General features: G+C 62.6%; 17 protein-coding genes. 7 read left to right on the top strand and 10 right to left on the bottom strand.

The window, feature by feature from the left end; translation table 11 throughout:
- Positions 1–56 precede the first annotated feature (56 nt).
- A complete protein-coding gene (locus BQ8482_RS24585) occupies positions 57–1,124 on the bottom strand; it encodes an aldo/keto reductase (protein ID WP_123150091.1) in 1,068 nt (355 codons plus the stop codon).
- Positions 1,125–1,504: 380 nt separating this feature from the next.
- Here BQ8482_RS24585 and BQ8482_RS24590 point away from each other — a divergent pair, with 380 nt between their 5' ends.
- A complete protein-coding gene (locus tag BQ8482_RS24590) occupies positions 1,505–1,669 on the top strand; it encodes a hypothetical protein (protein WP_023798224.1) in 165 nt (54 codons plus the stop codon).
- A 43-nt stretch (positions 1,670–1,712) separates the two neighbouring features.
- Here the strand turns inward: BQ8482_RS24590 and BQ8482_RS24595 are convergent, their stop codons facing one another.
- Complete coding sequence (locus tag BQ8482_RS24595) at positions 1,713–2,219, bottom strand: DUF1993 domain-containing protein (protein WP_123149968.1); 507 nt, start codon at positions 2,217–2,219, stop codon at positions 1,713–1,715.
- A gap of 123 nt (positions 2,220–2,342) precedes the next feature.
- Here BQ8482_RS24595 and BQ8482_RS24600 point away from each other — a divergent pair, with 123 nt between their 5' ends.
- Positions 2,343–3,392 carry a DUF1176 domain-containing protein gene (locus tag BQ8482_RS24600; RefSeq protein WP_123149969.1) on the top strand — a complete coding sequence of 350 codons (1,050 nt, stop codon included), beginning with the start codon at positions 2,343–2,345 and terminating at the stop codon, positions 3,390–3,392.
- Here the strand turns inward: BQ8482_RS24600 and BQ8482_RS24605 are convergent.
- The 7 genes from BQ8482_RS24605 to BQ8482_RS24635 form a co-directional block, all read right to left on the bottom strand.
- Complete coding sequence (locus BQ8482_RS24605; protein WP_208867827.1) at positions 3,389–4,264, bottom strand: alpha/beta hydrolase; 876 nt, start codon at positions 4,262–4,264, stop codon at positions 3,389–3,391. The genes BQ8482_RS24600 and BQ8482_RS24605 overlap by 4 nt on opposite strands.
- 32 nt (positions 4,265–4,296) lie before the next feature.
- A complete protein-coding gene (locus BQ8482_RS24610; protein ID WP_123149970.1) occupies positions 4,297–5,907 on the bottom strand; it encodes an NTP transferase domain-containing protein in 1,611 nt (536 codons plus the stop codon).
- Positions 5,904–6,608 (bottom strand): XdhC family protein, encoded by a 705-nt coding sequence (locus BQ8482_RS24615; protein WP_123149971.1) that lies wholly within the window; start codon positions 6,606–6,608, stop codon positions 5,904–5,906. The genes BQ8482_RS24610 and BQ8482_RS24615 overlap by 4 nt, the downstream gene beginning before the upstream one ends.
- Positions 6,609–6,695: 87 nt before the next feature.
- Positions 6,696–7,034: an XdhC family protein gene (locus BQ8482_RS24620; protein WP_123149972.1), complete on the bottom strand. Its 339-nt coding sequence runs from the start codon at positions 7,032–7,034 to the stop codon at positions 6,696–6,698.
- Between the two features lie 28 nt (positions 7,035–7,062).
- Positions 7,063–8,313, bottom strand: a complete 1,251-nt coding sequence (locus BQ8482_RS24625) for a vWA domain-containing protein (protein WP_123149973.1) — start codon at positions 8,311–8,313, stop codon at positions 7,063–7,065.
- A gap of 3 nt (positions 8,314–8,316) precedes the next feature.
- On the bottom strand, positions 8,317–9,246 hold the full coding sequence (locus BQ8482_RS24630) for an AAA family ATPase (RefSeq protein WP_123149974.1): 930 nt from the start codon (positions 9,244–9,246) through the stop codon (positions 8,317–8,319).
- 32 nt (positions 9,247–9,278) lie between these two features.
- On the bottom strand, positions 9,279–9,773 hold the full coding sequence (locus tag BQ8482_RS24635) for a flavin reductase (protein ID WP_123150093.1): 495 nt from the start codon (positions 9,771–9,773) through the stop codon (positions 9,279–9,281).
- A 192-nt stretch (positions 9,774–9,965) separates the two neighbouring features.
- Here BQ8482_RS24635 and BQ8482_RS24640 point away from each other — a divergent pair, with 192 nt between their 5' ends.
- Together BQ8482_RS24640 and BQ8482_RS24645 are read left to right on the top strand one after the other, a co-directional pair.
- On the top strand, positions 9,966–11,039 hold the full coding sequence (locus BQ8482_RS24640) for an ABC transporter substrate-binding protein (protein WP_123149975.1): 1,074 nt from the start codon (positions 9,966–9,968) through the stop codon (positions 11,037–11,039).
- Complete coding sequence (locus BQ8482_RS24645; RefSeq protein WP_123149976.1) at positions 11,039–12,058, top strand: P1 family peptidase; 1,020 nt, start codon at positions 11,039–11,041, stop codon at positions 12,056–12,058. Before BQ8482_RS24640 ends, BQ8482_RS24645 begins: the two co-directional genes overlap by 1 nt.
- A 46-nt stretch (positions 12,059–12,104) precedes the next feature.
- On the opposite strand, the gene BQ8482_RS24650 is transcribed toward BQ8482_RS24645, so the two are convergent.
- The gene (locus BQ8482_RS24650) at positions 12,105–12,359 is read right to left on the bottom strand and encodes a DUF2171 domain-containing protein (RefSeq protein WP_123149977.1); all 255 of its coding nucleotides are present in this window, start codon (positions 12,357–12,359) and stop codon (positions 12,105–12,107) included.
- Between the two features lie 244 nt (positions 12,360–12,603).
- Between BQ8482_RS24650 and BQ8482_RS24655 the strand changes: the two genes are divergently transcribed.
- Genes BQ8482_RS24655 through purB form a run of 3 tightly spaced genes read left to right on the top strand, consistent with a single transcriptional unit; the run spans position 12,604 to position 15,208 of the window.
- Positions 12,604–13,329 carry a DUF2259 domain-containing protein gene (locus BQ8482_RS24655; RefSeq protein WP_123149978.1) on the top strand — a complete coding sequence of 242 codons (726 nt, stop codon included), beginning with the start codon at positions 12,604–12,606 and terminating at the stop codon, positions 13,327–13,329.
- Positions 13,326–13,841, top strand: a complete 516-nt coding sequence (locus BQ8482_RS24660) for a hypothetical protein (protein ID WP_123149979.1) — start codon at positions 13,326–13,328, stop codon at positions 13,839–13,841. Before BQ8482_RS24655 ends, BQ8482_RS24660 begins: the two co-directional genes overlap by 4 nt.
- A gap of 59 nt (positions 13,842–13,900) precedes the next feature.
- On the top strand, positions 13,901–15,208 hold the full coding sequence (purB, locus tag BQ8482_RS24665) for an adenylosuccinate lyase (protein WP_123149980.1): 1,308 nt from the start codon (positions 13,901–13,903) through the stop codon (positions 15,206–15,208).
- Positions 15,209–15,320: the final 112 nt, after the last annotated feature.

The raw sequence follows: 15,320 nt of genomic DNA on the forward strand, positions 1-15,320 counted from the left end.
TCTCCCTCCCTCTTGTAATCGTTTGGCAATCACACCTTACAGCGCCGGAAAGCAGCTCACGGACACGGGTTGCCGACACGCTGGTGGATTGCGTCGACCGCCTTCTGCATTTCCTCGGTCCAGACGACATCGGCGGAAGACAGCGCCATTTCGAGCTGCGAAAGGGTCGTCGCGCCGATGAGGCTCGAAGTGACGAAAGGCCGGCTCGCGACATAGGCGTTGGCAAACAGTGCCGGCTCCATGCCGAATGAGCGCGCCAGCTCGTTGTACTCGAGCTGCGCCTCCGCGGCATTGGGCGTCTCGTAACGCTGACCGCGGTTGAAGAGCTGAGAACGCGAGCCCAGCGGCCGCGCGCCATGGTCGTACTTTCCGGTCAGGTAACCTTGTCCCAGCGGCGAATAGGCGAGCAGGGAAACCTGTTCGCGCTCGCAGACTTCGGCAAGATTCACCTCGAAGCCGCGGTTGACGAAGTTATAGGCGTTCTGCAGCGACACCAGCCGCGGACCTAGGCCCTTGTCGGCTTCGGCGATGAACCGCATGACGCCCCAGGAGCTCTCGTTCGACAGGCCGAAATGGCGGATTTTTCCGGCCTTCACCAATTCGTCGAAGACGGCGAGGGTCTCGGCGATCGGCGTCTCGCCGGCCGGTGTGCCGACGGAATCGGCTCGCAGCGGCACGGCGCCGACGCGGTTCGGGTTGGCGCCCCACGGCACGGCGCGCTCCGGCCAATGGATCTGATAGAGATCGAGATAATCGGTGTTGAGCCTGGTCAGCGATTTTTCGACGGCATCCAAGATGTCGGCGCGCACCAGCTTCGACGGACGCCCGCCGCGGAACCATGCATTGGCGGTGCGGCCAACCACCTTCGAGGCGAGGACCACTTGATCGCGGTTGCCTTTCGCTTTCATCCAGCTGCCGATGATCTTCTCGGTCCAGCCTTGCGTCTCCGCCTTGGGCGGGATCGGGTAGAGCTCGGCAGTGTCGATGAAGTTGACGCCGCGCGAAAAGGCCAGATCCATCTGGGCGTGGCCGTCCGCTTCGGTGTTCTGCTGGCCCCAGGTCATCGATCCCAAGCAGATCTGGGAAACAAGAAGATCGGTCCGACCGAGGCGGCGTTTGTGCATGGAACTTTCTCCGGCGGGAAGTTTTTGCGCGGCTGCGCGGGGAGGAAGCCACAGCATACAGGAATGCGAGGGCTGTCTCCAAGCCCGCCGCCAATCGCCGACGACTTTTCCATGAAATCCAGCCAACGGCTACGCAGCAGACAACAAAAAGCCGGACTGCATTTTTCATGCAGTCCGGAATTTCGCCAGGAATGGCGAGGAAAAACCGGCCCTGTGCCGGCGTTCAGCTATACGGTCCGCCCGCGCCGGAAGTTTCACCGGTCAAGTCGACTGTAATCAAAAAACCTGTGCAGCATGGCTGCCATGCAAATGCTGCACTGCACAATTGTCATGATTTGCCTATATTGCGACTCGGGGAGGACCAACCAGGGGCTTGAATCATGGGTTTCCTCACTGAAATGTTCGCCCGTCCGCGTCCGCAGGAACATCTGCGCTACCGCGCGGCTCTGGCGCTGCTTCATTCGATGAGCAATGCCGACCGTGCCGACATCGGCATCAAACCAGCCGATTTTCCGCGCGTCGCTCGCGAAATGTCCTCACGTTAGTCACGGATATCCCGGCTCGACCGGGATATCTCCTCGCCATTCTTCAACGCGATCCCATGAAAATCGCCTTGCTCAGCGGCACGCCATTGTGGCGCAGGATGTCGTAGGCGGTGGTCACGTGGAAATAGAAATTGGGCATGGCGAGATGCAGCAGATACTGCATGCCGGCCATCGAAAACTCGCGCTGGCCAAGCTTCAGCTCGATCATTCTGTCATCGGAGCCGTCCATATCGGCAGCCGAAAATGTCGCCAGATGGTCGACGGTCTTGGCGATGCGCGTCTGGAGATCGGCAAAGCTCGCCTCGTTGTCTTCATATTTCGGCACCTCGCGGCCGGCAAGCCGCGATGGCGCGCCCTTGGCGTGGTCGGTGGCGATCTGTACCTGCCTGGTCAGCGCGTACATGTCCGGCGCCAGCCTCGACGTCAAAAACACATGCGGATCGATCTTGCGGTCGAGCGCAATCTGCTCGGCGATGTTCAGCACGTTGGATAGCGCCTTCAACCTGGTCGAAAACACCGGAACGGACGCTTCGTACATCGATATGGTCACGTGAATCTCCTATCAGGCGGCAACGCCGACGGCGGCACCTAGCGCCTCCGCGGGCGATTCTTCAAGCGTCACCACGTCGCCGCAATCGGTATGATAGGATTTCCCATCCGGTGGAGATTCCCGATGAGAAGCGCCCTTTTTGCAGCGACCGCTTTTTTCTCCCTTGCTGTGCCAGGCCAGCCAGTGCTCGCCGCCGAAGCGCCCTATGTCGACGACAGGTCGGACGCCGAAGCGGTCATCCGCTCGTTCTACAGCGCCATCAACCGGCAAGAATTCGCGCGCGCCTGGGACTATTTCGGCGAAACCAAGCCGGCGGAGGATTTCGGCGCCTTCGTCAAAGGCTATGACGGCACCGACACCGTCGAAGTCAAAACCGGTGGCGTGTCCGAAGACGGTGCCGCCGGCAGCATCTATTCCAATGTTCCGGTCGCCATCCGGGCGACAGCCAAGGACGGCAGCGAAAATGTCTTTGCCGGTTGCTATACGTTGCGCCAGGTCAACGCCCAAATCCAGGAACCGCCATTCCGCCCGATCTTCATCGACAAGGGCGCCCTGAAGCCGTCGAAGGCCAATTTCGAGGACGCGGTGCCGGCAAGCTGCGGCGACGGACCGCCGCCGCCGAAGAAAGACGCGGTGCTGGAGCAGGTCAAGAAGGCGTTTGCAGCCACCTATGGCGACCAATGCGACAAGGAAATGCCAGGCGGCGAGCCCTTGGCAGAGCCGAACGCCTACTCCCTCCGCTACAAGTATCCGGGCGCCGAGGCCGACGAGCCCGAACTCGAGACGCGGCTGTTCCGCTTTTTCTGCTCGATGGCCGCCTATAATGAGAGTGTCGTCTACTATGTCTACGACCAGGTATCGGGTGTCCGGCAGCTGCAGTTCGCCTCGCCGGAACTCGATATCCACTACGAGAACAACGATAGCGAAGGTAAGGTCGAGGCGATCAACGTCACCGGCTTCCAGACCGATGACCAGCTGGTCAATTCCGAATATGACGACGCCACCAAGACGATATCGTCGCTCAACAAGTGGCGCGGCGTCGGCGATGCCTCGTCAGTCGGGACCTATCTGTTTCGCAACGGCAATTTCTCGCTGGTGCAGTATGATGTTGACGCCTCCTATGACGGCGAGATCAACCCGCAGACGGTGGTGGACTACAACACCGCGCCTTAAGGAGCCTTCGACAGCATCCAGTTGAGCGTGCCGCGCCAGTCGGTCATGCGGATCGGCGTACCGTGCCTGCCCGTCTCGAAGCGGACAAAGCGGGCCGGATAGGTTTTCGATTTGGTCAGGATCGAGCGGAAGAAGGCTTCCTGTTTTTCGACTGCAAACACCGGGTCCTTGCTGCCCTGGCCAAAGAAGACCGGAACACGGCGCTTGAAGGCAGGGCTCGAGAAGAAACTTTCATCCCACAGCGAACCGAGCAGCAGCAGCCCGTCGATGCGGCCGCCCGTATTCTTGCGGGCGGCAAGCTTCCAGCACAGTGCGCCGCCCATCGAGCCGCAGGCAACGAAGATCTTCGCGTCCGGCGACCGTTCGGCATAGTGGCCGATCAGCGCGGCGATTTGGGCAGCACCGGTGTCGCCGAAATCGGAAAAGTCCGGTGACAGATAGAGGCCGCCATTGCCGGCCATCAGGTTCTTGATGCGGTTGAAATTGCCACCGAAGGTGAAATCGTCGACGCCCTGCTTACGGCTGCCGCCCTGCCCATGCAAATAGAGCACGATGATGGCAGCACCTTGCGTGCGACCGACGGCGACGTGGCGGATATTGCCGGCGTCGGTCTTCAGCAGCAGATCCTGCTGCACCTTGCGCACACCAGTGTCGACATACTGCGCCTGCGCGCGGCGCTCCGGCACCTTGTCGCGAGCGTTGATATCGCGCAGCTCGCGATAGTCGACGACAGTATAGGCGCCCTCGGAAGAGAGGATGGCCGGATAGGCGAACAGATCGTCCTTGAAGGGCTTTAGCGACAGCGTTTGACCGTACGCCAAACCCGAAAACAAAAGAAAAATCAAGGTCAGAAGCGGTAAACGGAGAGCCATCCCTCAGGCATGCGTTTTTCGGCCTCGGTTTGTCAATCCTGCAGCACGCCGCCGGCGCCTTCCAGCGCCTCGCGTGTGTCGACATCGATCGACGCACCCTTGCCGATCTCGACATCGACGACATCGAGCCCTTCGGCCTCGACCAGATGGCGCGCGCCGGTATCGCCTTCGAGATGAGCGATCGCCGCAAACAGTGAGCGCGGCAACAGCACTGGGTTGCCTCGCTTTCCCTCATGCGAGGCGCGCACGACCGATCGGCCCTCGGATTTGCGGAATGCATCGATCAGCCTGTCGAGATCGGCTGACGCGACGCCAGGCATGTCGCCAAGCACGATCATCGCACCGGCAGCGTCGCCGCCAACTTTCGCGATGCCGGCCTTCAGCGACGAAGACAGGCCGTCAGCGAAATCCGGATTGTCGGCAAAGGTGACCTCCAGACCAGACAACGCCGCGCGTACACGCTCGCGCTGATGGCCAGTGACGACGATTGTATCAGAGGCTTTCGAGCCGAGCGCGCGCTCGGCGGTGCGGCGGACCAGCGGCTTGCCGTCGAACAGCGCCAGCAGCTTGTTCGGGCCGCCCATGCGGCTGGAGCGGCCAGCGGCCAGCAGCACGACATCGACCTTCAACTCGGCTCTGGCCGGCAGCGGCTCGCGCGGCTGTGGCCGCGTCGGGATTTCCATCAACAGACCGCCGACACCCATGCCGGCGATATCCTTGGCCGTCACGTCGAGGCCGGCGATCAACCGGTCAAGAACCCAGTCGAAGCCGTTCTCCTTGGGGCTGCGGGCGCATCCCGGTGCGCCGATGACGCGCTTGCCGCCAAGCGTGCCGAGCACCAACAGATTGCCGGGATCGACAGGCATGCCGGCGCGGATGACGATGCCCCCGGCCTTCTCGATCGCCGCCGGGACGACGTCGCCAAAATCGCTCATCGCCGAGGCGCCGAAGATCACCACCATGTCGTTATCGCGCGCCAGCGAGGCCGCAGCCTCCGCAACGGTGCCAACTTCGTGCGGCGTGCGGCGCTCCGCCGTCAGCCGGCCGCCCGAGCGCGCCAAGCGGGCTTCGGTGACACGCAACGTCTTGTCGAGCACGCTCTGCTTGATGCCGGGCAGAACCGTCTGGATGACGCCGACACGGACCGGCTGATAGACATTGACGGCAAAGATCTCGCCGCCGGCGCAGATCCTCGCCACCGAATCGACCAGCATGGAGCTGACCGCGAAGGGAATGATCTTCACCGTTGCAACCATCTGGCCCTTTTCAACCGGCGCGTGCTGCGCCAAGGTGGCGATGGTGATCGTCGGATCAACGGCGTTGATGGCGTCGATCATCGCCGCATCGACGGTGAAGATGCCGGCCGCCTGAGCGTGGAGATTAACCCGGCCGGTCGCAGCGGACTTGGCCTCGATGTTGCGATGGATCATGCTGTCCGCGATCTTTTCGGCGGCAGCGTCCTCGCTGAGATCATCCGAAGCCAAGACCGCTGCGACGACCTCCGAAATCCCCGCCGCCTTGAGCAAAGACACATCGTCAGCGCTCAGCTTGTGTGCCTTGCGAAAGCGCCGTTCTCCGGCGGCGGTGGCGTGCGCCAGCACCGCGCCTTCGGCAGCGTCGATCGGGATCGAGCCGAACTTCACGCCGCGGCGTCCTTGGCTTCGAGGCCACGTGAGCGAAACGCCTGGATCGCCTGCGCCAGCACCGCGACGGCGATCTCGGCCGGGCTCGCGGCGCCAATGTCGAGGCCGATTGGTGCGTGGATGCGGGCGATCTGGTCGGCGGTCGCGCCCAATGCCAGCAGGCGCTCGACGCGCTTAGCATGGGTCTTGCGGCTGCCAAGCGCCCCGACATAGAAGCAGTTGGCGTCGAGCGCCGCCTTCAGCGCGAAGTCATCGATCTTCGGATCATGGGTGACGGCTGCCAACGCCGTATAGCTGTCGAGCGGCTGGCGCGAAAGCACATCCTCTGGCCATTCGGCATGCAGTGCGACATCGGGAAAGCGGTCTGATGTGGCGAAAGCCGTGCGCGGATCGACGATCTCGACGGGATAGCCGGCGATCTTGGCCATCGGCGCCAGTGCCTGGCTGATATGGACGGCGCCGATCACCATCAGGCGCGGCTGCGGCAGGTGGGCGTTGAGAAAGAAGGTTCGCCCTTCCGCCTCGACCGAGCCCGAATTGCCTGACCGAAACGCCTTGGCGATCGCAGCGCCCAATTCGCCGGCGACCTGATCGCCCTCGCGCACGATGCGGTCGCGGCCGTCGCCGAGATCGGTGACCAGGATTGCCGCGCGGCGGGCGCGGCGTTCGGCGTTCAGCGTTTTCAGCGCATATGGATCCATCAAAAGATCTCTTGTTTGAGCATGATCTTGTCCGAAAACCGGTTCCCACTTTTCGCTGACGCGGACCTTTGGTTGGGGATCATGCTTCTAACCCAACCGCTCGACATAGACTTTGATGCGGCCGCCGCAGGACAGGCCGACCTGCCATGCGGTTTCATCGGCGACGCCGAATTCCAGCATCTTTGCCTTGCCGCTGTCGATGACATCGATCGCCTCGGTGACCACCGCGCCTTCGACGCAGCCGCCAGAGACGGAGCCGTGGAAATTGCCTTCCGCGTCGATGACAAGATGGCTGCCGATCGGGCGCGGCGCCGAGCCCCAGGTCTCGACCACGGTAGCAATGGCAACATCCTTGCCGTCTTTCATCCAGCCTTCCGCAATGATCAGCGGATCGCGGGCCTCATCAAGATAAATGCTGTTATCCATCACCGTTTCTCCCGGAGAAAACATATGGCTATGCGGCGCTTCTCGCGCCACCCTCAATCCATCTGCGTGGATCGACGGAGCGCGCCGAATTCTTGTCCAGCGACGCGCACAGATCGGCGAGCGCATCGAGATTGTGCACCGAGCGGAATTCGTCAACATGCGGCAGCATCGCCTTGACGCCGCGGGCGCGCGCCTCGAAGCCGTCGAAGCGCAGCAGCGGGTTCAGCCAGATTAGCCGCCGGCTGGATTTGTGCAGGCGCTCCATTTCCTCCGACAGGCCGGCAACGTCGTCACGCTCCAGCCCGTCGGTGATCAGGAGAACGACCGCGCCCTGCCCCAGCACACGCCGCGACCACAACCGATTGAATTCGGCCAGCGTATCGCCGATGCGGGTGCCGCCCGACCAGTCCATCACCGCCGCCGAACAATCGGCGAGTGCCGCGTCAGGATCGCGATGGCGCATCTGCCGCGTCAGATTTGTCAGCCTGGTGCCGAAGACGAAGGCGTGCACGCGCCGGCGCTTTTCCGTCAGCGCATGCAGGAAATGCAGGAAAATGCGCGTGTACTGGCTCATCGAACCGGAAATATCGGCAAGCACGACCAGCGGCGGGTGAACCTCGCGCGGCGACCGGAATTTCGGCAGGATCAGTTCGCCGCCTGTCCGCGCGGCCGAGCGCATCATGGCGCGCGGATCGATACGTCGGCCATGCGCGTTGGATTTGAAACGCCGTGTCCTGACCATGTCGAAGGGCAGCCGCAACTCGGCGATCGCCTTCTTGGCGTCAGTCATCTCGGCGGCGTTCATCTGGGCAAAATCCTTGCCCCTCAGCACCTCATTCCCGGAAAACGTGAAGCGAGCGTCGACCTCGATCTCGGGGATTTCCTGCACCGGCTGGTTCTTCTGGTGGCCCTCGAACATTGCCTGGCTGACGCGGTTCTCCGCAGCCCGCGGCTTTTGCTTCTCACGGCTGTTCGGCGCGACTGGCGAAAACATCGCCAGCATCTTTTCGATCAGCTCGTGCGATTTCCAGAACAGCCGGAAAGTCTCGTCGAAGGTAGGGTGATCCTCGTGCCGCGACACCAGTACGGCGTGCAGCGTCCAGTAGAAATCGTCGCGAGAGCCGATACCGGCGGCCAGCACCGCCTCGATCGCATCTTTTACCGAGGCCGGGCCGACCCGCATGCCGGCCTTGCGTAGGGTGCGGGCGAAATAGACGATGTTATCGGCCATCCTCCCATCGGGCGTGGCCTCTTTCGGTTCGGGACGCGGCGTTGCCATCGCCTACTCCGCCGCCGAAAGCTCGGCCTTCACCTCGTTGAGGATGCGCCGGCCTTCGCCCTGTTCTATACGGGCAATGTCGTCCTGGTATTTCAACAGCACGCCGATCGTGTCGGAAACGGTTTCCGGATCGAGCGCCACCTTGTCGAGTTCGGTCAGCGCGCCTGCCCAGTCGATGGTCTCGGCAACCCCCGGCACCTTGAACAGCTCGATCTGGCGCAGCTTCTGGATGAACGAAACCACCTCTGCCGACAGCCGGCTGTTGGCCTGCGGTACTTTTCTGCGCACGATCTCCAGCTCGCGCTCGGCATTCGGGTAGTCGACCCAGTGATAGAGGCAGCGGCGCTTCAGCGCGTCATGGATCTCGCGGGTGCGGTTGGTGGTGATGATGACGATCGGCGGTTCCTGCGCCTTGATCGTGCCGAGTTCGGGCACCGTCACCTGGAAGTCGGAGAGAATTTCGAGCAGGAATGCCTCGAAGGCCTCGTCGGTGCGGTCGAGCTCGTCGATCAGAAAGACCGGGGCGGCGCCCGCCTTGCCGGTCAGTGCGTCGAGCACCGGGCGGCGGATCAGGTATTTTTCGGAAAAGACGTTGCGCTCCATGTCGGAGCGGTCGACCTTTCCGGCCGCCTCTTCCATGCGGATCTCGATCATCTGCGCGGCGTAGTTCCACTCGTAGACGGCGGACGAGACGTCGAGGCCTTCATAGCATTGCAGGCGGATCAGCCGGCGGCCGAGCGCTTGCGCCAGCACCTTGGCGATCTCGGTCTTGCCGACGCCGGCCTCGCCCTCAAGGAACAGCGGCCGCTTCATGCGCAGCGATAAGAACAGCACGGTCGCCAGTGACCGATCCGCCATATAGTCCGCACCGGTCAGCAGATCGAGAGTCTCGTCGATCGTCGGCGGCGCCGGGCGTGGTTTCAACTCGGTCATTCTCTCTCCGTGGGTGCAGCCATCCAGGGCCTCTACAGAGCGTGATAGCCGCGGTCGTGATAGATCAGCGGCCGCAAATTATCGCCGGTGCGCAGGCCTGTCACCTTGCCAAAAAGCACACGGTGGGTGGCCAGATCCTTGGTGTCGATCAGTTCGCAGTCGAACACGGCGAGCGCGCCCTTCAGCGTCGGCGCACCGGTCGAGATCACGTCCCAATCGCCCAACGCGAAACGTTCCTCGACGGGCAGACCTGTGAGGCCGGAAAAGCCGACCGACAGCGCCTCCTGGTCCGAAGCCAGCGTGTTCAAGGCGAACCTGCCATTCTTCACGAACGGCTCATTCTTGGGATTTTCGCAATTGAGGCAGACCAGGATGGTCGGCGGCGTGTCCGAGACCGAACAGGCTGCAATGACAGTCGCACCGCGCCTGCCGGCGGGACCGTCGGTGGTAACCACATGGACGTGGCCGGCAAAATGGCTCATCGCGTCGCGATAGGCCTGCGGCCCTATGTCGTTCTTCTTCAGCACCGGCGATTTCCATTGGTTTGAAGCGAGGTGAACCGAACCGTTATATATGGCGGCATATTGCATGCCACAAGCGAAGTGGTTGACATGCATCTTGAATTTCGCGTGTTGCGTGAAAGCTGACCAGCCTTTAGGTCTTGGCAGGAAGTGGCTCCGGCAAACACGCGACCGGTGCAGAGGAATTCTTTCGCTCGCATGCGACCCAGGACAACGACAATAGCGGTGCTGGCCTGGCTGTCTCTCGCCGGTGATGCGAACGCTGAGACGCTGCTGGTCGGCGTCGCAGCACCACTGTCCGGGCCGTCGGCGATCCTCGGCAAGCAGATCGAGGCGGGCGCTGGCCTGGCGGCAGAGGCGAACGGTGCTCAACTCAAGGTTGTTGATGACGCCTGCACGGCCGAGGGCGGGGCTGCCGCAGCGAGGGAATTCGCTGCGGCGAAAGTCGGCGTGGTCGTCGGCTTCCTCTGCACCGAGGCGATCGAGGCGGCACTGCCGATCCTGAAGGACGCCAACATACCGGTCATCACCGTCGGCGTGCGCATCGAAAGCCTGACCGACCGGCGCGCCAAAACCGGCTGGCCGATCTTTCGTCTCGGGCCGCGCGGCGACGACGAGCGCAACGCAGTCGCCTCCATCCTCACCCGCCAATGGCAGAACGAACTGTTCGCCATCGTCGACGACGGCACTATCTACGGCCGCGAAATCGCCGAGACGCTTCGGGCGGCAGCCGAGCAGGCGGCGCTGAAACCGGTGTTCGTCGACACATTCCGGCCGCAGCTCGACAACCAGATCGGGCTGATCGGGCGGCTGAGGAAAGCCGGCGCAACGCATGTCTTCGCCGGCGGCGACGGTGACGACATCGCCATCATGGGTCGCGACGCCGGCCAGTTCGATGCCGGCATCACCTTTGCCGGCGGCGAAGCGCTGCGCACACCGCCAGGCGACGTGGCTTATGCCAGGGGCACACTGATGATCGCGCCGCCCGAATGGGATGATGTCGCCGACTCCAAGGTGCTCGACAGCTTTGCCGCGCAAAAGATCGTGCCGGACGGCTACACGCTGCCGGCCTTTGCGGCGGTCGAGATCGCCGAAGTGGCGACCGCGCTGGCGGAAACCTCCGGCAAGCCATTGGCCGATGCGCTTACCGCGCATGACTTCAGCACCGCGATCGGACCCATCCGCTTTGACGGCAAGGGCGACTTGACCGAGAACCTCTATCGGGTCTTCCGTTTCGACGGCGCACATTTCGTGCCGGCGGAGGCCAAATAATGTTTCGGACAGGGCCGCGCAATCTCATCACCGATGTCGCCGGCCTGCGCGTCGGCAACGCTTCCGATGTGAGGCTGAAGTCCGGGGTGACCACCATCGTCTGCGACGAACCGGCGGTGGCCGGTGTCCAGATCCTGGGCGGTGCGCCGGGCACCCGTGAGACCGACCTGCTCGAGCCGCACAATTCAATCGAGGCGATCCATGCTGTGGTGCTTTCGGGCGGTTCGGCCTTCGGTCTCGACGCCGCCTCCGGCGTACAGGCGGCACTGCGTGAAAGGGGCATCGGTGTCGAGGTCGGCGGCTTTCGCGTGCCGATCGTGCCGGCGGCGATCCTGTTCGACCTGCGCAATGGCGGCGACAAGGGCTGGGGCCGGTATCCGCCCTATCGCGATCTCGGCTATGAGGCGGTACAGGCAGTCGGCATCGATTTTCCGCTCGGCACCGTCGGCGCGGGCAGTGGTGCGTTGAGTTCCGGCCTGAAGGGCGGCCTCGGATCGGCCTCGACGGTGCTCGACAGCGGGGTCACCATCGGCGCGCTCGCCGCCGTCAATCCGACCGGCTCGGTGACGATCGCCCAAACCCGCCACTTCTGGGCAGCGCCCTTCGAGATCGGCGACGAGTTCGGCGGGCTTGGCTATCCCTCGCCGATGCCGGAGGACGCGAAAACGATCCTGCTGAAGTTTCGCGACAAGCATATCGGGAAACGGACGAAGGTCGGCGGCAACACGACCATCGCCATCATCGCCACGGACGCCGTCCTCACCAAGGCCGCCGCCAAACGCCTGGCGATATCAGCGCATGACGGCTTCGTGCGCGCCATTTGGCCGACACACACGCCGGCCGACGGGGATCTGGTTTTCGCGCTGGCGACCGGCAAGAGCGGTATCGAGCTCGCGCCCAATGACGCCATCGACCTCTACGCAGCGGCCGGCGTCACCATGGCGCGCGCCATCAGCCGCGGCGTCTTTGCCGCGACGCCAGCCGATGGCGACCTGTTTCCGGTCTGGTCGTCGCGCTGAATGCGCGCTGCCGTAATCAAAATGGGGCCGTAATTATTGGCCGTGATCAGGTGGGGTCGGATTTCTCTTCCTCGAACGTGACCGCAACATCCGAATTTGCCGACAGCCGCACTTTCTGGCCCTCGACTTCGGCTACGAGGCTGAGCGGAATGAAGTGGTGATGCCCCCTGTGAGAGCCCTCGCCGCTGTCGCGCTTGGTCAGCTTGATTCGTTGTCCCTCAACTTTGTCGACGGTGCCGACATGGACGCCGTCGGCGCCGATCACTTCCATATGTTCGCGAATGCTGGCTGCGTCGGTCATTGCGGGTTCTCCATTAGAGCGCCGCGCGTCCTTTTGGACGCGCAAAGGACGCTCTAAACACTTTAAATCAACGCATCGAGCTTTTCGAAAATCGATTCCGATTTTCGGGCCGATGCGGTGAAGCTGCCAACATAAACAAATGACAGCGCGATTGGATGCATCGGGTTTGCGTCTCAGAGGCACGACGTTTTGACGATGTCGTGATAGTGATCGAAACAACGCTGGCTGCTCAAACGGAAATCCGATGCGAATTCTTGCCCTGTTTGCCGTTTCCCTCCTTGCCCAGTTTGCAATCTCGCTCGCCGCGCATGCCGGCGACGTCGCCGAGCTTGAAATCCTCGGCTTCACTGGGGATGGCGGCATCTTCGCCTTCGAGGAATATGGTGTCCAGGACGGGTCGGGATTCCCCTATGCCAATCGCTATTATATCGACACGGCCGACGACAGTTTTCTCAAGGGCACGCCGATCAGGGTGCGGCTTGACAACGAGAACGCAACGCTCGACGCGGCGCGCCTTGCAGCTCGGCAGAAAGGCGAAGCTATCATCAAGCAGGCGGAATTGACCGCGAATCGCGGCATCACCGCCGGCTTCAACCCGGTGACCGAACTTTCGGCCGATCCGTTCCGCATGGTGGTCAACCCGCGGCCGATCTTTTCGCCGGTCGATGATCCGCTCGAGTTCCGGCTCGACGAGATCGGTATGAACGACACGGAAGCCTGCCAGAGCCTCGGCGAGATCAACGGCTTTCGTTTGCTGCGCATCGAGGCGAAAGACGGCGGCAAGACTGAGCTCCTGCACGAAGACAAGTCGATCCCTAAGAGCAGAGGCTGCCCGAACGGCTATCGGATCGGCGCGGTGCAGACATTTTCCATGCAGGGCCTCAGCGCCTATGCCGTGCTGATTGCGGTACGCCAGTACGGCTTCGAAGGGCCGGACTATCGCTGGATCGCGGTAACCGGCCGGCTGTGACGCCGCTCCCCGCCATACACAACCGACTGGATCGTATCGGCAAGGCCTTGCCATCGCCGCGCGCCGCGGTTTGCGGCGCCCTGCTGTGGGGCGCAGCGATGGGCGCCAGCGCGCTTGCCAATCTGCTGTTGTACGACTGGGAGACTCCGGCAAAGATCCGCTTCGTCTCGTTGCTCTATGCGGCCGGCGGTGCGCTCGCTTTTCCGGTTGGCCTGTTCCTGGCGCGGCTCGTCTCGCTCGGACGGCATTGGCAAGTTGCCTTGGCGGCCGCGTTTGTCTGCCTTCTTGCCACTACGATCGGCCTCACCGGTGGGCTCTTTGCGCTGCAATACCGTTCCTACTACACCCAGTGGCATGAACCCGCACTGACCATCGCCTGGGCCATCCAGTTCGTGCACACAATGGCGACTGCGTTGTATCAATTCATCGTTCTAGGCATCCGGCTTTATTTTCCGCTCGGTTTCATCGCGCTCGCTCTCGCCAGCATCTGGTTTGCGCGGCAGCAGCGTTGAGGATTTTGTCCGGCTCTGTTAGGACGCGGGCGAATGCCCTCGCAAGTCAGGACTGACGGATGATCCCTCGCTACTCCCGGCCGGAAATGGTGGCCATCTGGTCGCCCGAAACCCGGTTCCGCATCTGGTTCGAGATCGAGGCCTACGCTTGCGACGCCCTAGCCGAGCTCGGCGTGATCCCGAAGGAGGCCGCCAAGACCATCTGGGAAAAGGGCGGGACCGCGAAATTCGACGTCGAGGCCATCGACGAGATCGAGCGCGTGACCAAGCACGACGTCATCGCCTTCCTCACCCATCTCAGCGAATTCGTCGGGCCGGATGCCCGCTTCATCCATCAGGGCATGACCTCCTCGGACGTTCTCGACACCTGCTTTGCCGTGCAGCTCACCCGCGCCAGCGACATCCTTCTGGCCGACATCGACGGCCTGCTTGCGGCGCTCAAGCGCCGCGCTTTCGAACACAAGGACACAATCACCATCGGCCGCAGCCACGGCATCCATGCCGAGCCGACCACCTTCGGCGTCAAGCTGGCGCAGGCCTATGCCGAATTCTCGCGCTGCCGCGAGCGACTGGTGCACGCGCGTGAGGATATTGCGACGTGCGCCATATCAGGTGCTGTCGGCACCTTCGCCAACATCGATCCCTATGTCGAAGAGCATGTGGCGAAGAAACTCGGATTGAAGCCGGAGCCGGTGTCGACGCAGGTGATCCCGCGCGACCGCCACGCGATGTTCTTCGCGACACTCGGTGTCATCGCATCGTCGATCGAACGGCTGGCGATCGAGATCCGCCATCTGCAGCGCACCGAGGTGCTGGAGGCGGAAGAGTATTTTTCGCCCGGACAGAAAGGCTCGTCGGCGATGCCGCACAAGCGTAACCCGGTGCTTACCGAAAACCTCACCGGGCTTGCGCGCATGGTGCGTTCCTTTGCGCTACCGGCGATGGAGAACGTGGCGCTCTGGCACGAGCGCGATATCTCGCATTCGTCGGTCGAGCGCATGATCGGCCCGGATGCGACCGTGACGCTCGATTTCGCGCTGTCGCGGCTGACCAGTGTCATCGACAGATTGCTCGTCTATCCCGACAACATGCTGAAGAACATGAACAAGTTCCGCGGCCTCGTGCATTCGCAGCGTGTGCTACTGGCGCTGACCCAGGCCGGTGTCAGCCGTGAGGACGCCTACCGGCTGGTGCAGAGAAACGCCATGAAAGTGTGGGAGCAAGGCGCTGATTTCCTTGAGGAACTTATGGCTGACAAAGAGGTCACCGCAGCCTTGCCCGAAGCCGAAATTCGTGAAAAATTCGACCTTGGCTATCATACCAAGCATGTCGACACGATCTTCAAGCGCGTGTTCGGAGAAGCGTGAGGTCGCGCGGATTTGACCGGTCCTAGACGGCATCGACCTTGCCGCCAACCATCAAACTGCGAGATTTGCCGAGGCGCAAACGCCTAGCGCAGCCTTCACCTGCTCAGCGCGC

Source organism: Mesorhizobium delmotii (assembly GCF_900149755.1).
In the GTDB taxonomy this organism is placed as follows: domain Bacteria; phylum Pseudomonadota; class Alphaproteobacteria; order Rhizobiales; family Rhizobiaceae; genus Mesorhizobium; species Mesorhizobium delmotii.